The 19155-nt window shown below is 58.4% G+C and carries 20 protein-coding genes; 8 read left to right on the forward strand and 12 right to left on the reverse strand.

The features are described 5' to 3' along the window. Positions 1-20 precede the first annotated feature (20 nt). From WA411_RS02000 to WA411_RS02015, 4 genes are all read right to left on the reverse strand, one after another. A complete protein-coding gene (locus WA411_RS02000) occupies positions 21-971 on the reverse strand; it encodes a hypothetical protein (RefSeq protein ID WP_291905179.1) in 951 nt (316 codons plus the stop codon). Between the two features lie 4 nt (positions 972-975). Next, positions 976-2379 carry a sodium:solute symporter family transporter gene (locus WA411_RS02005; protein ID WP_153634210.1) on the reverse strand — a complete coding sequence of 468 codons (1404 nt, stop codon included), beginning with the start codon at positions 2377-2379 and terminating at the stop codon, positions 976-978. A gap of 448 nt (positions 2380-2827) precedes the next feature. Continuing rightward, positions 2828-3799, reverse strand: coding sequence for a radical SAM protein (locus tag WA411_RS02010; protein ID WP_291905174.1), 972 nt, complete (start codon positions 3797-3799; stop codon positions 2828-2830). After that, on the reverse strand, positions 3786-5975 hold the full coding sequence (locus tag WA411_RS02015) for an FAD-dependent oxidoreductase (RefSeq protein ID WP_291905173.1): 2190 nt from the start codon (positions 5973-5975) through the stop codon (positions 3786-3788). Before WA411_RS02015 ends, WA411_RS02010 begins: the two co-directional genes overlap by 14 nt. A 256-nt stretch (positions 5976-6231) precedes the next feature. On the opposite strand from WA411_RS02015, the gene WA411_RS02020 reads away from it, so the two are divergent. Genes WA411_RS02020 through WA411_RS02035 form a run of 4 tightly spaced genes read left to right on the forward strand, consistent with a single transcriptional unit; the run spans position 6232 to position 8635 of the window. Beyond that, the gene (locus WA411_RS02020; RefSeq protein WP_209399311.1) at positions 6232-6849 is read left to right on the forward strand and encodes an RNA polymerase sigma factor; all 618 of its coding nucleotides are present in this window, start codon (positions 6232-6234) and stop codon (positions 6847-6849) included. Further along, positions 6843-7109: an anti-sigma factor family protein gene (locus WA411_RS02025; RefSeq protein WP_291905171.1), complete on the forward strand. Its 267-nt coding sequence runs from the start codon at positions 6843-6845 to the stop codon at positions 7107-7109. The genes WA411_RS02020 and WA411_RS02025 overlap by 7 nt, the downstream gene beginning before the upstream one ends. Next, entirely contained in the window at positions 7106-7417 is a 312-nt protein-coding gene (locus WA411_RS02030; RefSeq protein ID WP_291905169.1) for an EthD family reductase, read from the forward strand. Before WA411_RS02025 ends, WA411_RS02030 begins: the two co-directional genes overlap by 4 nt. A gap of 42 nt (positions 7418-7459) precedes the next feature. Further along, a complete protein-coding gene (locus WA411_RS02035) occupies positions 7460-8635 on the forward strand; it encodes an ADP-ribosylglycohydrolase family protein (protein WP_291905168.1) in 1176 nt (391 codons plus the stop codon). A 6-nt stretch (positions 8636-8641) separates the two neighbouring features. Here the strand turns inward: WA411_RS02035 and WA411_RS02040 are convergent, their stop codons facing one another. The 3 genes from WA411_RS02040 to WA411_RS02050 form a co-directional block, all read right to left on the reverse strand. Continuing rightward, on the reverse strand, positions 8642-9340 hold the full coding sequence (locus WA411_RS02040; RefSeq protein ID WP_291905166.1) for an SDR family NAD(P)-dependent oxidoreductase: 699 nt from the start codon (positions 9338-9340) through the stop codon (positions 8642-8644). 135 nt (positions 9341-9475) lie between these two features. After that, positions 9476-10168, reverse strand: coding sequence for a TVP38/TMEM64 family protein (locus WA411_RS02045; RefSeq protein ID WP_291905165.1), 693 nt, complete (start codon positions 10166-10168; stop codon positions 9476-9478). Positions 10169-10312: 144 nt separating this feature from the next. Further along, positions 10313-11335, reverse strand: coding sequence for a Fe(3+) ABC transporter substrate-binding protein (locus WA411_RS02050; RefSeq protein WP_136630440.1), 1023 nt, complete (start codon positions 11333-11335; stop codon positions 10313-10315). A 193-nt stretch (positions 11336-11528) separates the two neighbouring features. On the opposite strand from WA411_RS02050, the gene WA411_RS02055 reads away from it, so the two are divergent. Continuing rightward, positions 11529-12656, forward strand: a complete 1128-nt coding sequence (locus tag WA411_RS02055) for an ABC transporter ATP-binding protein (RefSeq protein WP_291905163.1) — start codon at positions 11529-11531, stop codon at positions 12654-12656. Here the strand turns inward: WA411_RS02055 and WA411_RS02060 are convergent. From WA411_RS02060 to WA411_RS02070, 3 genes are all read right to left on the reverse strand, one after another. Next, on the reverse strand, positions 12653-14365 hold the full coding sequence (locus WA411_RS02060; RefSeq protein WP_291905161.1) for an ABC transporter permease: 1713 nt from the start codon (positions 14363-14365) through the stop codon (positions 12653-12655). The two genes, WA411_RS02055 and WA411_RS02060, sit on opposite strands and share 4 nt — an antisense overlap. Before the next feature lie 137 nt (positions 14366-14502). Beyond that, positions 14503-15354, reverse strand: coding sequence for a UDP-2,3-diacylglucosamine diphosphatase (locus WA411_RS02065; protein WP_069182523.1), 852 nt, complete (start codon positions 15352-15354; stop codon positions 14503-14505). A gap of 165 nt (positions 15355-15519) precedes the next feature. Beyond that, positions 15520-16143 carry a YbhB/YbcL family Raf kinase inhibitor-like protein gene (locus WA411_RS02070; protein WP_136631454.1) on the reverse strand — a complete coding sequence of 208 codons (624 nt, stop codon included), beginning with the start codon at positions 16141-16143 and terminating at the stop codon, positions 15520-15522. 113 nt (positions 16144-16256) lie between these two features. Between WA411_RS02070 and WA411_RS02075 the strand changes: the two genes are divergently transcribed. The 3 genes from WA411_RS02075 (at position 16257) to WA411_RS02085 (ending at position 17618) form a co-directional block, all read left to right on the forward strand. After that, positions 16257-16589, forward strand: coding sequence for an ankyrin repeat domain-containing protein (locus WA411_RS02075; RefSeq protein ID WP_136631455.1), 333 nt, complete (start codon positions 16257-16259; stop codon positions 16587-16589). A gap of 6 nt (positions 16590-16595) precedes the next feature. Continuing rightward, positions 16596-17339, forward strand: a complete 744-nt coding sequence (locus WA411_RS02080; protein WP_153634204.1) for a spermidine synthase — start codon at positions 16596-16598, stop codon at positions 17337-17339. Between the two features lie 102 nt (positions 17340-17441). After that, entirely contained in the window at positions 17442-17618 is a 177-nt protein-coding gene (locus tag WA411_RS02085; protein WP_228290042.1) for a hypothetical protein, read from the forward strand. A 28-nt stretch (positions 17619-17646) separates the two neighbouring features. Here the strand turns inward: WA411_RS02085 and WA411_RS02090 are convergent, their stop codons facing one another. After that, positions 17647-18207 (reverse strand): TIGR00730 family Rossman fold protein, encoded by a 561-nt coding sequence (locus WA411_RS02090; protein WP_136631457.1) that lies wholly within the window; start codon positions 18205-18207, stop codon positions 17647-17649. Next, positions 18204-19076: a glutathione-dependent disulfide-bond oxidoreductase gene (gene yghU, locus WA411_RS02095; RefSeq protein WP_069182518.1), complete on the reverse strand. Its 873-nt coding sequence runs from the start codon at positions 19074-19076 to the stop codon at positions 18204-18206. The genes WA411_RS02090 and yghU overlap by 4 nt, the downstream gene beginning before the upstream one ends. Between the last annotated feature and the right edge of the window lie 79 nt (positions 19077-19155).

Here is a 19155-nt window from a genome sequence, read left to right on the forward strand (position 1 = left end):
ATTCGCCAGTGACAAAATCGTTAAATTGATGAAGGGAAAATCACATCGTCGGCATGCAGGGAGGTGCCATTCCGAATCCGGTTCCGATAGGACACGGCGGCGGGCGAGCCGGCCGGCCATAACCGGTCAAACTCCGGCAACCAGGCCTCAAGGGAATAGCACACCGGCAGCAGTGACACATTCAGCCCGTGCCGCTCAATGCCGGCAACAGGCTCAGTGACGGGGCTGGAGAAGCCGATCCGGGTAATCAGCCCACGCGGATCAGACTGCAGGTTGCCCATGCCCGCAGAGCCGTTGTTCACCACCACCCGGCTCTGCTCACCCACCAGCCCGGACCAGAGCACCGGCAGGCAGGTGTGGGTGGAGGCAATTACATCGGCCCCCGAGGCCAGGAACCACTCGGTAAGCTTGCCGTCGTTCCCCTCGGTAAAGGATTCGTGAGCCAGACCCCAACCGGCCAGGGAGTCCAGGTCCCCGTGCACCACCAAAACCTTTAGGCCTCCAAAGATCAGGCAGCGATACCTTGGTAACAATGACAATCGCCGCTGGATATCCGGATGCTCGACGGCAATACCCTGGAGCCGTTCCATGATCCGGTTCGAGCGTTCCACCACGCCCTGATCAACAAAATCCGGATAGGCACAGCCACAACCGGCACCGGCGCTGGGGTTCGCCAGTTCGTAATCCACATTGCCAAGGGAAACCGTGTGATCCAGCACCCGATTATTGATGGCCCGGAACAGGCTTTCGCTGGCGTTGAACCAGTTGAAATCGCCATTGAACACCAGCTTCACCCGGTGTCCCTGCCGCTCCTCCGCCAGCGCCATCTGTTCGATCTCATCCAGGGCCCAGGGATTCCCATAGAGCCCGCCGATGATATAGAGCACGTCCTCGGAGACAGTGCGCGGCTCCTGACACAGATCTTCGGCAGAATAGCGGTACGCCAGTGGACAGCTGCGACCTTCGCTCATAATCTCAGGCCTCACCCGCTGCCAGGGAGCGCCCGGCAAGCCGTCGAAGCAACAGGGGCGCAAAGAAGCCGGCCGTACAGATCAGAAAGCCATAGGCGTTCACGCCCAGCAACATGGCGTACTTGCCATCGCCAATGGCCCAGCTTGCTGGAATCAGACCAACCGCCAGCAACACTCCCAGGCCCAGACCGGTCCAGAAACTCAAATGGAAACTCCAGGGCGACCACTTGGTGAAACCGTAGAACAGGAACACCGGCGCCAGGCCCATCACCATCGTCCCGGAGATAGTGGTGGCCTTGAGGATATCGGTACCGGCAAACATCGGCAGGTTACCCAGGAACGCAAAGATCACCATCACCACAGCACCCACCCTCATACTCGGCAGCTTGTCAGAGGCACGTTGCGCCAGCCGGGGCAGATCGACCGCCAGCGACTTGGCCAGCGAGGTAAAGGTGGAATCCAGAGTGGAACCGGCCGAGGTCATCATCACCACACTCATGAAGAACAACGCCGCCAGCCCCAGAGACTGACCTACTGCCGCGGGCGCGTTACCCATGGCCTCAATGCCGTTAAGCCGGGCATGGACACCCACCAGACTGAAGATAAACACCGCCACGAAGCCCAGCAGCCCGGCCACCACAAAGCTCTTGAGCATGGTCTTTTCTTTGTTCACAAAGCCCCGGTCGGTCAGCACCGGATCGTGGAACGGATAGCTGAAAAGCTGCAGCAACGCCACCAACAGCAGATCAAACCCGGCATTAAGCCGGAACTCGCCGTTGGTCAGCAGGGCACTGGTATCGTTGGCGGGGATGATGAGGAACAACACCGCCCCCACAAAGAACACAAACACGAACGCCTGAATCACATCGGTAAAAATCGACGACCGCAGCCCACCCTTCAGGCTGTAGGCAAGCGTAAACACCGTAAACAACATCGCCGCCGCGTAATACTCCCACTCACCGGGCAGCCCGAAATAGCCGCCCACCACCGCAGTGTTACTCCAGACCTCGTTATACAAACGGATCAGAATCGCCGCCGCAAACGCCAGGCTCGCCAGCCGACCAAACCGGGAAGTCAGGAAATCCTGCAGACTCTTGGCCCCGGTCTGCGTCCGGATCAGGTAGATGACATAGCCCGCCACCGGAATCGACAGCCAGTAACTGGCATAAGCCAGACCGCCCACCACACCATAAGCCGCCCCCAGGTTCGCCGCGTTGGTCACCGACTTGGCAAAAATCCAGCTGATGAAAATACTCGCCGTCAGCGACCACTGACCCACCGGGTTACCCTGGTCATCGGCGCCCTTATAGAAAGAGTTCGCGTTCTTGCTCTTGGGCGACAGCACATACATCACCACGCCGTAGACCAGCAGGAAACCCCAGAACAGGGAGGCCTCTGTGAAGTTCATGTTTTCTTTCCTTTGTTCTTTCTCGTCTTCCGGGGCTTATTCCGGGGTTTCTGGTTTGGGTGCCTTTCGGGACAGGCCGGATGGGGTTTCAAAAAAACGCCCGTGAACCCATCCATGGGGGGCTTGGTCGCGCCATCCCTGGCGCTCCACATTTTTTGAAACCCCATCCGGCCTGCCCCTTGTTCAACTTTTGTTCTGGTTTCCCCGGCGAAGGAATCAGCCTTCAAACCACTTAGCCAACTCTTTCTCTCGATCCTGTTTTTCTTTCGTTTCTTCCCATCAAACAAACGAATGGCAAAGTCCTATCCGCGGTCGGGGAGGTGAGATTATTTTCCCGCCAGGAAAAAGATGTCTGAGCGAAGCGAGTTGTTTTTCCCAAGGGAAAATAATCTCACCTCCCAGGCCGCCAATGACCAGCCATCAGTCCTAAGAGGCCCAGAACCAAAACTCAGGCAGGAGCCGAACAGCTGGCCCCAAAGCGGTAACAGGAAAAACACCGGTGATGCCGCAACATAATGCGCTCATCCATACTCTCAGCCAGCGTCCCCCCCAGGTCATACTGCGGGTCATCATCCACCAGCGTGCAGGCATACACCCGAACCTGATCGCCCTTCTTCACAAGCATCCGCGTATAGGTGCACATAAAGTGCGACCGGGATTCCTTCGTCGGATACTTCTCCATACACGTCTCGGTAATCTCCGGGCTTCCGTCTTCCGAGCCCGGCGTCCCCAGATCCGGAAACGCGGTAAACGCCAGGTCCTCCGGAATGCCCCATTCCCGGAAGATCTCACGGAACGCGGCTTCGACGTCCGAGGGAATTTCTTCCGGGTCGGTCTGGCGGGCAATGGACACCTTGAAGCCCTGCTCAATCAGCCAACGGATGTTCTGAAGGGCTTCATGAAAGCTGCCATCGCCACGGTCCTTGTCGTGCCGGGCCCGGTCGGGGAAATCCAGGCTGACCCGGAAATGGATCGGGTAGGGGTTGTCCAACAATGGCAACACCTGATGCTGGCGTTTGTGCAGCGGCTCGGTGGCGTTGGTGAGCACGAAGCAGGGCCGGTGCTGGCTGGCGTAGTCCAGGATATTGACGAAGTCGCGGATTACGAAGGGCTCGCCACCGGTGAAGGAAAACTGCTCCACGCCCATGTCGATGGCTTCGTGGATAAACGGCTTTACGTCACTCAGTTTCATGCCCGGAATGCGGCCATCGCCGGGGTGCGACCCCTCCAGACAAAACGGGCAGGCCAGGTTGCAGGCGGTACCGGTGTGGATCCAGAGCTCTTTGAGCTTGTCGGCATCAATGTAACCACGCGGGTCTCCGTTGCGGGTGTGGGTCCAGCTGTCGCGGGCCCGGGGTTCCAGGACTTCCACGGCCGGAATGCGTTGTTTCCGGGCCGTTCTGGTTTCAATCAGGGGCATAAATGCTCCTCGGTGTATTCGTGTTTTTCCCACGGCGCCAGCCGTGCAGTTTCTCCAGCAGCTTCAGGATGCCTTCGGGGGCATGAGCGCGCTTCCATTCACCGGCGGCGTACTTGGCCGACTCGTTCCAGGTCGGGTAGGGGTGAATGGTGCCCAGGATTTTGTTCAGCCCCAGGCCGTGTTTCATCGCCAGGGTGAACTCGGCCAGGATCTCACCGGCGTGGGCGCCCACCACGACGGCGCCCAGGATTTTGTCCTTGCCCGGCGGGGTCAGAACCTTGATGAAGCCGTGGTCCTCACTCTCCGCAATGGCCCGGTCCAGGTCGTCGATACCATAACGGGTCACTTCGTAGGCGACACCCTGCGCTTTTGCTTCGGCTTCGCTAAGTCCTACCCGCGCCACTTCCGGCGAAGTAAAAGTAACCCACGGCATCACCCGGTAGTCCACCTTGAACCGTTTGAACTGTCCAAACAGCCCATTCACCGCTGCGTACCAGGCCTGATGCGCCGCGGCGTGGGTAAACTGGTAGGGTCCCGCCACGTCGCCGCAGGCGAATACGTTCGGGTAACGCAGGCTCATGTCCTCCTCCACCGGCACGGTGCCGTTGGGCAGGGTATCCACTCCAATCCGCTCGAGATTCAGGCCGGCGGTGTTGGCCGCACGGCCAACAGCAACCAGCACCTGATCGAAAGGAATGCGTACCCTCTCACCCTCGTGCTCGCAGTAGGCAACCTTCTCTCCTTCCTCTATACGAAACTCGGCGGCGGAATGTTTCAGCCGGACATCCACGCCGTCTGCCTGGAACTGCTTCAGAACCAGTTCGGAGACATCCTCATCTTCCCTGGCCAGAATGCGCTCGCCCATTTCCACCTGAGTCACCTTGCTGCCCAGGCGGGCAAACGCATGGGCGAGTTCGGAGCCAATCGGACCACCGCCCAGCACCAACAGACGCTCGGGCTGCTCTTCCAGCTCCCACAGGTTATCGGACGTCAGCGGCTGCATGTCCTTGAGACCGGGGATCGGAGGTACGGCCGGCTTGCCCCCAGTAGCAACAACGATACTGCGGGCGGTCAGGCGCTCCGTGCGGCCATCGTTGTGCCGGACCTCAAGCTCCCAGGGCGACACAAAGCTGGCTTCGCCGGCAATGCAGTCCACTCCCAACTTGCGGTAGCGCTCCGGAGAGTCGTGGGGCTCAACTTTCGCAATAACATCCTTGACCCGGTTCATGATGGTCTTGAACGATCCTTTAACCGGCACCGACTCCAGCCCGTACCGATTGGCGTGGCGCAGGGTATCCGCGGCTTTAGCGCTGCGGATCAGGGCCTTGGAGGGCACGCAGCCGGTATTCAGGCAATCGCCACCCATCTTGTGTTTCTCTATCAGGGCCACCTTGGCTTTCACTGCAGCTGCAATGTACGCGGAGACCAAACCGGCTGAGCCACCGCCGATGACCAGCAGGTTGTAATCAAAATGCCCGGGTTTCTGCCAGCCGGCGTACACCTTCCGGCGGCGGATAAAGCCCACCACAAACTTGGCGATCAACGGGAACAGGCCCAGCAGGGCAAAGGACAACACCAGGTCGGCCGAGACAATGTCGCCGGTGGACTGGATCTGGCCCAGCTGGGTACCGGCGTTCACATACACGAAGGTGCCTGGCAGCATGGCAATCCAGCTTACCAGTGCGTAGGTGCGAAGCTTCATGGCCGTCAGGCCCATGGCCAGGTTGATCAGGAAGAAGGGGAAAACCGGCACCAGGCGCAGGGTTGCCAGGTAGAAAGCACCATCTTTTTCAATGCCCCGGTCCATCTTGGCCACCGTCTCGCCGTAGCGCTTGCGCAGGGTATCCCGCATCAGGAACCTGGCCACAAGAAATGCGAGTGAGGCGCCGATGGTTGACGCAATCGAAACGGCAGCCAGACCGTAGAGATTGCCAAAAAAGGCACCACCGGCCAGGGTCATGATGGTAGCACCGGGGAGCGAAAGCGCCGTTACCACGATATAAACTGCGACAAAGCCCAGCACCGCAACCAACAGATTCTGATCAATCCAGTTACCGAGAGACTGCTGGTTTTCTTTCAGATTTTCGAGAGTCAGGAGCTCACTCCCGCCACTGGCGATAAACCCGGTGACCACAGCCGCGATCAGCGCGACCAGAATCCATTTCTTGAGTGTCATGAAATCGTCCTTCCTACCTTGAACGTGATAACGAAGAGACCCCCGAGTTCTGAAAGTGTTACATCAGGCCATCAGTTCTGTTTTCGTTACCTGCTTTACGATGTTGTACGTCGTTCAGCCACGCATTGTGTCAACGAATGCTCATGAATATCTAACAATTTAATCACGCATCCTAATCATCGAGTGTGGGGAACTTTTCAGCCGCGTTCGAAACTTACTGCTATTCTTGAACAATTGCTCACTTAAAGGGATAGCGATGGCCCATTCAGCTCTTAACGAGGAGCAGGCCCTGATCGAGGGCCTGAAAACCGGAAACGAGCAGTCCTACAAAGAAGCAGTGCGGACTTTTACTCCCGGTATGCTCGCCGTCGCCCGGTTTTATCTGGACAATTCCAGTGCAGAAGAGATTGTCCAGGATTGTTGGGTCACAGTTATTGATGCCGTCCAAAAGTTTGAGGGGCGGTCCGGCCTGAAAACCTGGCTACATCGAATTGTCGCCAACCGCTGCAAGAACCGTCTTCGCTCAACCAAACGAGAGGTCTCTACGGATTTCTCAGAAGCCCTGGAGCCGGAACTGGGGGAGCGGTTTAACGCCAAGGGTCGATGGGATCTGCCCCCAAAACTGCAGTTTCACGACTCAGCCGACACCCTTATGGAAAACGGCGCCCTCAGTGATTGCCTGGACAAACACCTCTCTGCTCTGCCGGAAGCCCAGCGCTCGGCCCTGATGCTCTACGAAGCCCATCAGCACAAATCCGATGATGTCTGTAACATTCTCGATGTCAGTGCCTCTAACTTGCGGGTGCTTCTGCACCGGGCCAGACAGAAAATCTTTCTTATGGTGGAAACCTTTCAGGAGACCGGCGAATGCTGATGTGCAGGGATCTCGCGGTTATCGCCAGCGATTACATTGATGGCGAACTGCCCGTTTTCCAGAAAATGTCGGTGAAAATGCACCTGTTGATGTGCAGGGACTGCCGGACCTTTATTGGCAACCTGCGGGCGAGTACCGAGCTTATGAAAGCGCTTTCGTCCGGACAGGCAGATGAGGAGCTTATCCGCAGAATTGACGAGCGAGTGGGCGAGGCGCTAAAAGAAGGATCCCAAACTTCTACAAACCGAGAGTCGAAATGATCAAAGTCAGTGTTATGTATCCCAAAACCGCCGAAAGCAGCTTTGACCTTTCCTACTACCGTGATACGCACATGGCGCTGGTCCGGGAAAAGCTGGGAGATGCCTGCAAGCGAACTGCAATTGAGTCTGGACTCTCGGGCGGAGCACCTGGAGAGGGCCCTACCTATATGGCCATGGGGCACATGTATTTTGATTCAGTTGGCGATTTCCAGGCCGCCTTCGGGCCGCACGCCAAAGAAATTCTTGGCGACATCCCGAACTTCACCAACGTTCAGCCAACGGTCCAGATCAGCGAAGTTATCGAATAAGCCTCAAGGTCGGACTGATACACCGAACATCAAGGATCCCCTATGGCCGCTAACCTCCCGCACGATAAAAAAGCCGCCATCACCGCTGCCCTGGCGGGCGGCTGGGTCGCCGACGCCGCAAGCCTGGGTCTGCACTGGCTCTATAGCAGTGAACGCATCGCGGAGGTCGGTGGTCAGACACCCGAGTTCCTGCCTCCACGGGCCGACTATTACACCAAGGGATTTGGCTATTTTGCCCATGAGGGCAAGCAGGTCGGTGATGTGAGTCACTACGGCGCCGCAACCGGCGTGCTCACAAATAGCCTGTTGGCCAGCAACGGCAGTCTGGACATCCGCGATTACCAGCGCCGGTTCCGTTCTTTTTTTGGGCCCGGCGGACGCTGGCAGGGCTTCATAGATAACCCGACTCGGATAACACTTGAGAATTTCAACGCGATCGAGCGCAAGGCGGTCGAAAAAGCACAATCCAGCATGCCGGATGGCCTTACCGAGAAGCAGAAGCGGGTGCTGGTGCAGAAGGTGATGCCCTACACCCGCCGGCTGAGTGGCGACCAACTGGCCCAACCGGTACGCGAGGCCATCAGCCTCACCTATGAAGAAGCGGAAGTGCAGGAGGCCGGTATTCACCTGGCACAGACCATTGACCGCCATATGGTGCGGGAAAGCGGTGCCGATGATATGCAGCTTCCAGCGGTGTCCAAACTGCCGCCACTGGTTGCCTCCCATTGCGGAACCAGCAACCTTCTGGATGTCGTGGAAGCGGCCGTGCGGGTGACCAATCATAACGACGATGCCGTCGCCTGGGCGAAGTGCGCTGCGGTGCTTCTGGATGGGCTCTTTCGGGGCGAGGGGCTCTCCGCATCAATGGATGCGGCCATGACCGAGGCTCCGGACCGGGACTCCCTTGAGCGCGCCCGCAGGACCTCAAAACTGGATGGTGTAGCTGCCGGCGAAAGCTTCGGCCGAACCTGCTATCTGCATGAAGCCATGCCGGTCAGTTTCCATATACTCTCCCACGCCCGCAGCTACACCGAAGCCATTCGCGCCAACATTCATTGTGGCGGTGACTCCTGCGGACGGGCGTGGCTAATTGGCCCCGCCATGGCAGCCATCGATGAGGTGGGCGGTGAGACGGGCATTCCCCTCAGTTGGCTTGCCAGGCTAACGGACGCCGCTAGCGTGTATCAGGATATCGAATCGCTGGTCTACGGTTCGTAAATTCTGCTACCAGCTTTCCCCGAACGGCCTGATATCAAGTTCATGGGTCCAGGCCGAGGGGTTCTGCTGGCAAAGGCTCCAGACTGCCTCCGCCACGGCCGAAGGCTGCACAAAGAAATCGTCCGGTTTATCCGGCAACATTTCGCGCGTTCGTGGCAAGTCCACCACGCCATCAATCACCACGTTGGCCACGTGAATCTTCTCCGGCCCCAGCTGGCGTGCCAGGGACTGCGCCAGGCTGCGCTGTGCCGCCTTGGCTGATGCAAATGGGGCCGTGTTCGCCCGGCCCCGGGTTGCGGCCGAGGCACTGGTTACAACGATGCTTGCCGTTTTATGCTGCCTGAGCTGGGGCAGCGCCGCCTTGGTGGCGGCCACCAGACCCTGCACGTTGATCCGCCAGTTTGCCTCGAAGTCTTCAAGACTGGCCTGCTCAACGGTTTTGAAAGTGCCTCCGCCAGCGTTGTAAAGCAACACCGATATCGGTCCAAGCTTGCTCTCAATCGCCGCCAATACAGAGGTAATCCGTTCGGGTTGCATCAGGTCACAGAGAAAGGCATTGGCGCCTGGTATTGCAGCCTCCAGGTCCAGGAGATAGGACTCGCTACGGGCCAACATGGCCACTTGAAAGCCCTCCTCACTGAACCGGCGAACAAACGCCTCACCATTGCCGGGACCTACACCGAGAACTGCGCATACCTTGCTCATAGAGTGGCTCCTACAGAGAAAATCGAGGGTTTAACTCGGCAATATCGATAAGGTTAGCTCGTGCTAGTCTTCTTTGCTCAACGTAACTATCGGATGGGACCTGGAAGGCGGATACGAGTGATGGGGAGCGTACCCTTATATTCGACCGTCCAGCTGTAACCAGCGGGAAAGCCTGGATTGCGGGCGGCGGCGAAGATACAAAGGCAACGCGCTCATAACCAGAAGAACCGTCCCAGCTGCAACTACAGTCAAGGCGGGGTTCATTTCGAAGGTATGGCCGAGGCCGGCGAACACAAACGTCATCGGCAGCATTCCAAGCAAGGTGGACAGGGCATACCGCCACAGGTGTATGGCAGTTACGCCGGCTGCATAGCTGATCAGTGCAAAAGAGAACAGCGGAATGAGCCGGGTCAGGAAAACGGCGATGAACAGGAACCGCTGCGAACCGCGAGCCGAGAATACCGGATTGTTTTCAAGCTTCTGCTGAACAGCATCACGCCCGAGCACCCGGGCCAGATAAAACGCGACAAGCGAACCCGCCAGGGCGCCAACCACTGCAATCACTGTCCCATGGAACATACCGTAAACCAGGCCAGAGGCTGCACTGATCGGCAAGGTGGGGATCGGGCCGACCACCACCGCGAGAATCATCAGTAGCATCAGTAATACCGGCCCAAGAGCGCCCTGGCTGGAAAACCAGTCGGACAGCACCGACGGCGTAAAACTGGCGGGCATGCCGAGGTTCCGCAGCAAAAACCAGATCGCCGCCATCAGCAGCGCGATAATTGCCAGAAGGGAGAAACGGAAAACCAACTGCGAACGGGTCATGTGCCTATTCTACGCGCTATACCCAAAACAGTAAGCAATACCATTGCCCTCCAGAACGCAAAAGGCCGGATGCCATACTGACACCCGGCCCTTCAGGACGCAGCCGTTCGAAACTGTTATCGAATCAGCGCTGCGGCATTACAATTAACGCCAGCCTACACGGTCGAAGATCTTCACCGCTTCCGGGTTGTTGGTACCCAGCACGCTGACATTGATGTCATCAATGTTCAGGTTACCCCAGGAGTCCAGTACCGGGTTCTTCAGTACGCCTTCTACCGCAGGGAACTCGTGGTTGCTTTCAGCAAAGATCTGCTGGGCGGTATCGGAGGACAGGAACTCCAGGAAACGAACCGCGTTGTCCTTGTTCGGTGCTGTGGCTACCACACCGGCACCACCGATGTTGGCGTGTACGCCACGGCCGTCCTGGTTCGGGAAGATAATGCCAACCTCACGGGCCACTTCACGATCGGCAACATCGTCGGAGTTCAGCAGGCGCGCATAGTAGTAGTGGTTGCCCACGGCCAGGTTACATTCACCGGCAGCGACGGCACGAATCTGGTCAGTGTCACCGCCCTGGGGATCACGGGCCATGTTGTCGACAACACCCTGGGCCCATTCCTGTGCGCCTTCAGTGCCGTGGTACTCGACCAGGCTGGCCAGCAGGGACTGGTTATAAATGTTGCTGGAAGAGCGGATGCAGATCTCGCCCTTGAACTCGGGCTTTGCCAGGTCTTCGTATTGGCTGATCTGGGACGGATCGAAATCAGAGCGATCGTAGTAGATCACACGCAGGCGCTGACTGAAACCGAACCAGTGACCTTCGGGATGACGCAGGGAGTCCGGAAGACGGCTGTTCAGGGTTTCAGAATCAACCGGCTGAAAAATGCCCTCCTGGTCAGCACGCCAGAGATTGCCCGCATCAACCGTGATCAGGATATCAGCGGGGCTGGCGACGCCCTCGCGCTTGATCCGCTGGATGAGAGCGTCGGACTTGCCTTCGATCAGGTTAACCTTGATGCCGGTTTCCTCAGTGAAGGCATTGTAAATGGCCTGGTCGGAATCGTAATGCCGTGCCGAGTACAGGTTCACTTCACTCGCAGATACACTGGTTGCCGCCAGAGTTGTCGCCAGTGCAGAGGCCGCCAGTTTCGCTTTATGAGATACCACGGGATCAATCTCCTTGGTTGTTGAGCGTTATTAATGGTGATAACGATTTGTATTTACGGCGATTAGACCCAACTTTCCTGTAGAAGTCAATGAATAGGAATCAGTCGCTTTTACGTATTCAATACACAATCAGACGCAACAAGATTACAATGTGGTCGTCACCAAAGTTTGTACCGGAAGGCTGGATCGGCACATGAGCATTTATCAGCAAAGCCCCACCTACAATGACCAACTCGAAAACGGTCTGTCGGGCCCTTCACTCATGCTTGACCGTGTTCATTGCCAGTTCCATGGCGATACCGTTGTCAGGGACATCAGTCTACACCTGGAAGCGGGTGAGGTGGTTTGCCTGCTTGGGCCATCAGGCTGCGGCAAAACCACCCTGCTGCGCATTGCAGCAGGGCTTCAGATGCCCTCCAGTGGCAAGGTGTTTCTGGGCCGGTCGCTGGTCTCGGCACCCGGCGGCGTCCAGGTGCCACCCGAAAAACGAAATGTCGGCCTTGCCTTCCAGGAGTCTGCGCTCTTTCCTCACCTGACTGTTCTGGAAAACGTCTGCTTTGGCATCAGCAACCTGCCCAAGAAGCAGAAACAGGCCCGCGCACTGGATCTGCTGGAGCGTCTGGGTATGGCTGGATCCGCCAACGTTTACCCGCACACGCTGTCCGGCGGCCAGCAGCAGAGGGTTGCCCTGGCCAGGGCCCTTGCCCCATCGCCCAGGGTCATGCTGCTGGATGAGCCCTTTTCCAGCCTGGACGCCCGCCTGCGCGATCAGATCCGCGACGACACGCTGCATGTGTTGAAAGAGCTCAACACTGCAACCCTCCTGGTTACCCACGACCCCGAGGAAGCCATGTTCATGGCCGATCGGATCGCCCTGATGCGCAACGGCGAAATTGTGCAGACCGGCTCGCCCACGGAACTCTACTGCAACCCCGTGGAGCCCTTCGTGGTCAATTTCTTCGGTCAGGTGAATGAACACGTCGGGATTGTGCATGACGGCCAGGTAGCGACGCCACTGGGCCGACTGGACGCGTCACGATTCGACGAAGGCGCGAATGTCAGGATTCTGATTCGACCGGAGGCCGTCAAAGTGACGCCACTGGAGGGAAAGGCCGCTGATGATCGCACCAGCCATGTCATTATGTCCCGCCTGCTGGGGCCCACCAGCCTGTTGCATATTTGTGCCCATGGACCAGACGGTCAGGAGATGCATTTGCACGCCAAGGTGCCGGGAGTGTTTCTGCCAGAGGAAGGACAGGCCGTCTCCCTGGAGCTGGATATGTCCCAGGTGTTCCTGTTTGAGGCAGAAACCTGGCGTTAACCCCGGTCACTGCCCGGACGGGATCGGCGCATCGCCAGGCTGAGAATAACCACGGGGATGATGCCCACTGCAACAATGGCCAGGGAGGACATGGCGGATTCCGCCAGCCGCTCGTCGGAAGCCAGGCTGTAGGCACGCACCGCCAGCGTATCAAAGTTGAACGGCCTGAGAATGATCGTGGCCGGCAGTTCCTTCATCACATCCACGAACACCAGTATGCCGGCCGCCAGCAGGCTGCTGCGCATGATGGGCGTGTGCACCTTGCGCAGGGTGCCACCCGCCGTTTGCCCCAGGGTTCGGGCCGCTGCGTCCATGGACGGCGTCACTTTCCCGAGACTGGCCTCGACGGTGTTGAACGACACCGCCAGGAAACGCACGGTATAGGCGTAGATCAGGACAAATGCACTGCCACTAAGTACCAGCCCCACCATAACTCCGAAGCTGTCCCGGAGAAAAAGATTCAACTGCTGGTCTGCCCAGGCCAGGGGGATCATGATGCCAACCGCAACAACCGAACCAGGGATGGCATACCCCATGGCCGCTACCCTGTTGGCGCTCCTGACCCAAGCACTGGGATTCAGGCGTGCCCCATAGCTCAGCATAACCGCAAGACCAACGGCCACCAGCGCCGCGCTCGATGCAAGGATAAAGCTGTTGAACGCAAACTCCAGGAAACGGGTACCGAAGAGTGCATCGCCAGTGGTAATGGCCATCTCCAGTAAGATGAGCGCAGGCACAATGAACCCGATCAGAATGGGCAGGAAACAGACCAGAAAAGCCAGCGCGGCCTGTCCGGATGTGAGCGAATACTCCGGCAAGACCTGATAGCGCGCCGAGGTGTGGTATTGCCTGCCACCTCGGGACACCCGCTCCAGAACCACCACCAGCACCACGAACACCAGCAGACAGGCGGCCAGTTGGGCAGCCGCAACCGGCTCTCCCAGACCAAACCAGGTCCGGTAAATACCGGTGGTAAAGGTATCTACACCAAAGAACTGGACCGCCCCGAACTCGTTCAGTGTTTCCATCAGTACCAGCGAGACCCCACCGATAATGGCGGGACGCGACAGCGGCAGGGCAATGCGCTTGAACATGCGCCACGGGCCAAGGCCCAGAGTCCGACCAACATCGAGAGCGCTCACCGATTGCTCCATGAAGGAGGCACGGGCAAGCAGGTAAACGTAGGGATAAAGCACCATGGTTATCAACAGTGACGCACCACCCAGCGACCGGATATCCGGGAAATAGTAGTCGCCATACTGCCAGCCAAACCAGTCACGCAGAGCACTCTGCAAGGGCCCGGCGAACTGCAGGAAATCGGTGTAGGCATAAGCAATCACATAGGTCGGTACGGCAAGCGGCAACAGGAGCGCCCACTCGAACAGGCGCCTGCCGGGAAACCGGCACATGACCACCAGCCAGGCACATGCAGTGCCGATCAGGGTGGTACCAATAGCCACCGAGAGACTCAGAACCACCGTGTTGCTCAGATATCTGCCGAGAACGGTACTGACCAGATGGTCCCAGACCTCACCGGACGGGAAAAACACGTGGGCCAATATAACCAGCACTGGCAGGGCCACCAGCAACGCAATCAGGAAGGTGCTGACTGTCCAGGCGCTGAAACGGTGGGCGCGACGACCGGCGCCATCGGTTGCAAGACCGGAGCCTGTCAGATCGCTTGTTTGTGATGTCGTATGTTCAGCCATAGAGCCTATGAAGGGCGGGACGGGAACGGGAGTATAAGGTATACGGCGGCGTTATGAAAAATGGCCACCTGGAAGGAACGCACAGTCGCCCCGAAGATAGGAATACATAGAGGCAGGCGAGATCCCAGCTTGTCTTTTTAGCTGGCCAGACGGTTCACCTGTTCCACAAACGCGGTTGGCAGGGTGTCGATGACCGGCCGGGCATCGCCGCACACATCCGGGTTCGGAGCGTCCGGCTCTTTTGCCAGCACCACCGGCGACTCCGACCAGTGCAGCAATTCGAGCTTGCCGTTCTCCTGCTCGACCAGAGCCGTGCAGTGCTCCACCCAGTCCCCGTCGTTGCAGTAAAGTCCTTCTTCGCTGCGCAGGAACCCGGCAGAGTGGATGTGGCCGCAGATGAAGCCGTCGTAGTTACCTTTCTCGGCCACCGTGAGCGCTGCCAGTTCAAACCGGCGGATAAAGGTGCGGGCCTTGCCGATTCGGCTCTTCACCCAGGCCGCCAGGGACCAGTAGGGCTTGCCCTTCAGTCGACGCCAGGCGTTGAACCAGCGGTTCAAACGCAGAAGGAGACCGTGGGCACGGTCACCCACCAGCAGCATCAACGGGCTGCAGCGCACCACCTGATCAAACTGGTCGCCGTGGCAGACCATGAACCGCCGACCATCGGCGGTGGTATGCACCGCCTTGTATCGGAGTTCTATGCCGGCGATGGTCTGGCCGCAGAACCGGCGCAGAAAATCGTCGTGATTGCCGGGCACGTAAACCACGCGGGTTCCACTGGCCGCCAGTTCGATGAGTTTGTGGATAACGGCCTGGTGGGCATCGGGGAAATGCACCCGTCGTTGCATTGCGATCAGGTCAATGATGTCGCCCACCAGGTAGAGCGTTTCGCAGCGTACGTGACTCAGGAAATCCAGCAGGTATTCCGCCTGGCAGTCCGCCGTGCCCAGGTGTACGTCGGAAATGAAAACGCTCCGATAGCTCCGCATGGTGTCTCCCGTCTTTCAACCAGTCCGGATGCTGACACCTTGGCAAGATCCGGTGACGGGCAAATGACAACGAAGAGACAGTTCTGTGACGTTTAGAGGGGAAACATTGGCAGGAAATGGGAAATCCGGTAACCCGCAGGTTACCGGACCATGGAAGGACAGCCGTTAGCGCAGGTCCGGGTTCAGGGTGTAAGTCCCCGTTACACGGGCACTGGCCAGCACATGCCCTGCCATGGCCTCACGCACGTCGTTGCCATCGAACTCACCATCCAGGGCAAGCGTATCCACATCCAGTGCGTGCACCTCGAAGTGATAGTGATGAATGATCTCATCGTTCCAGGGCGGGCAGGGACCATCGTATCCCGCGTAAGTGCCGTTCATGTCGGGGTTGCCAGCCAGGAACTGGGTGTAGTTGTTCACGCCACGGATACCGATGGGACCGGGACCCGGCGCCTTGCCCTTGGGGATGACGCCATCACTGTCCTCGCCTTCCGGGATACGACTGGTGCCGGCGGGTACGTCCACCAGCAGCCAGTGGAAAAAGTCGACTCGCGGAATGTCCTTTGAAACCGTCTTGCCCTCCTGGTTCACGTCGTCCGCGACGCTGGGCACGTCCGGATCGAACATCATCACCACGAAGCTCTTGGTGCCCTCCGGCGCATCGTCCCAGACGATCTCGGGGTTCCGATTGGGACCAAAACTCATATGGTCTTCTTCACTGTAGACCCCGAATGCGAATTTCTCGGGAATCGGCTGGCCTTCATCTATGCCTTGAACCTGAAGTTTCACGGCGTTGCCTCCTGTCGTTTGGGCCGTTGGCTCACTAACTGTGTCTGGGACAGTCTCATTCTGTGATAATACGGTTTTAACACAAAATCGATTCAACTGACCACGGAGCCCCGATGAGCCAACAGAAACCCGGAAAGCCGCAAAAGCCCGCAAACCGGAAAGACGAGGACGCGGTTGCCTTTGCCCAGGGTATTTTCGAGCTTGCCCGCAACGGCGGAGCCGGGCCACTCAGCGTGATGCTTGATGCCGGAGTCCCGGTCAACATGCGCACCAGCGAGGGCGAGACCCTGCTGATCCTGGCCAGCAAACACGGCCATCCGGAAACCGTGCGCCTGCTGCTCGAAAAAGGTGCTGATCGCGACGCCGAGGACAGCAACGGTAACACTGCATGGTCGCTGGCAAAAAACGACAGCGTGCGACGTCTGTTCGAAGAACACAGCCAGTAAGCCGGCATGTTCAACAAAGGCGAGATTGTCCACCACACCCGGGATGCCCTGGGCAGCATCCTGGTGGTCGATTACCGTAAGCATCGGGTACTCACCTTCAATTCGGTATTCGAGCAGAGCAAGATCGACCGTCGTTATCCCTACCTGCCGGTACACGAGTACAACCGGGCCATGATGCTGCCGGCGGTGTTTGCCAACCCCGGCCACGTGACCATTCTGGGCCTGGGCGGCGGTGTCATGGCCGGTGCATTTCACCATCTCTATCCCGAATGCCGAATACACGCTGTGGAACTTCGCCAGGCGGTACTGGATACGGCCAGAGAGTTTTTCGACTTGCCAGACAGCGAGCGCCTTGAGGTCACCATTGCCGATGCCCGGGATGCCCTGGAAAAGCTGGCGGACGCAAGCACCGATATGGTTCTCGCTGACCTGTATAACGCAGACCGGATGAGCCCGGCGCAGGCCCAGAAGCAGTTCGTGGACGAATGTGCCCGTGTGTTAACCGATGACGGCTGGCTGGTGCTGAACTACCACAGAACACCGGATGTCGAAGGCGCCTACTTCCGAAGGCTGAGGAGGCATTTTGCCGTGCTTCTGGGCTTTCGAAGCAAAAGCAACAACACCGTGGTTTATGCCAGCAAACAGCACTTCCAGTCCGTACACCCGAAAGACCCGGTGCTGACAGATCTGGAGAACCGGCTGCCCATAGACTGGCGTCGCTTGATGGCCAAAGTCAGCCGGATGGAATAAGGGGGAAAACCGTTCTGGAGTTGATCCAGGTCCTTGATGATTGCCGGGGATGATCCATAGTTACTGTCATGGAGTCCATTGTTTTCATCAGGAGTGCTGACCATGAGTGAGGAAGACTACAAAAAGCTTCATCCGGTACTGAGCGAGGTCACCAAGACCTATGTCGATCTCTACACCAACCGGCCCAATGAGAAAAACCGGGAAAAGCTGATCAAACTGGAAGCCCTGCTGCACGAGAAGCTGGAAGCTATTCGCAAAGCCAAGGAAAACGAGGAATAGGGCCCGGCTGCGCCGGGCCCTGGAGCGGTCACGACCATTTTTCTCCCGGGCTCTGATAGTGCAGGAAAGCCCGGTGCAGAGTGTCTGGCTGATCGGCCTGGATCAGCATGTCGATATACTGCTGCTTGAGAAACCCGGCCTGCTCCATGGTTTGCGCCATCGCCAACAGTGGATCGAAAAACCCGTTGACGTTGTAGATGGCACAAGGCTTGTGGTGCAGGCCCAGCTGACCCCAGGTCCAAGCCTCGAACAGCTCTTCCAGGGTGCCAATGCCGCCCGGCAGCGCCACGAAACCATCGGCCAGATCGGCCATCAGGGCCTTGCGCTCGTGCATGTTCTTGACCACATGCAATTCGGTCAGGCCGGAATGGGCCAGTTCCCGGTCCCGCAGGTGCTCCGGGATTACCCCGTGAACCCGGCCACCGGCCGCCAGTACCGCATCGGCCACCACACCCATCAGGCCGACGTGACCACCGCCGAACACCAGCTCGATACCGTTACGGCCGAAGTAATCACCCAGCTCCCGGGCCTTGTCCGCGTATAGCGGATCGTTGCCGGACCGGGAGCCACAATAGACCGCGACCTTCATTCACCGTCCCCGATTTTGTCCTGGGTCCGGGTCTCGAAATCGCTGGCATCGTGGCGTTCGTGCAGCTGGCTGCTCGGCTCACCCCAGGCCCGGTTAACCATCCGGCCACGCCGGACCGCCGGGCGCTGAGCGATCTCATCGGCCCAGCGAATCACGTTGGTGTAGGTGTGAGCTTCCAGGAACTCGGCCGCGTCATACACCTTGTTTTTCACCAGGGCGCCGTACCAAGGCCAGATGGCCATATCGGCAATGGTGTATTCGTCGCCCGCGATGTATCGGTTGTTTGCCAACTGACGGTCCAGTACATCGAGCTGACGCTTGACCTCCATGGTGTAACGGTTGATCGGGTACTCATAGTATTCCGGCGCATAGGCGTAGAAATGACCGAAGCCGCCACCAAGCATGGGTGCGCTGCCCATTTGCCAGAACAGCCAGTTCATGGTTTCGGCACGCCCGGCAACGTCCTTGGGCAGGAAGGCCCCGAATTTCTCCGCCAGGTAGAGCAGAATCGACCCGGATTCGAACAGACGGATGGACGGGGTGACACTGTGGTCCATCATGGCGGGAATCTTGGAGTTGGGGTTCACCTCCACAAAGCCGCTGCCGAACTGATCGCCCTCGGTAATCTTGATCAGCCAGGCGTCATACTCGGCGTCTTTGATACCCAGCTCCAGCAGCTCCTCGAGCATCACCGTCACTTTCACGCCGTTGGGGGTGGCCAGCGAGTACAACTGCAACGGGTGCTTGCCAACCGGCAGCTCCTTGTCGTGGGTCGGGCCGGCGATCGGGCGGTTGATGCTGGCAAACCGCCCCCCGCTCTCGGAGTCCCATTTCCAGACTTTGGGCGGCGTGTAGGTAGCGTCGGTCATGGCATTTCTCCTCACAAAGTAGCAGTCAGCTGGCTCCGAGGTCGCATTGAGCCCGGAGCCGAAAACTCTAGCATGGAAG

This window comes from Marinobacter sp. CH_CUG1437-1 (genome assembly GCF_037029655.1).
Classification (GTDB): Bacteria; Pseudomonadota; Gammaproteobacteria; order Pseudomonadales; family Oleiphilaceae; genus Marinobacter; species Marinobacter salsuginis.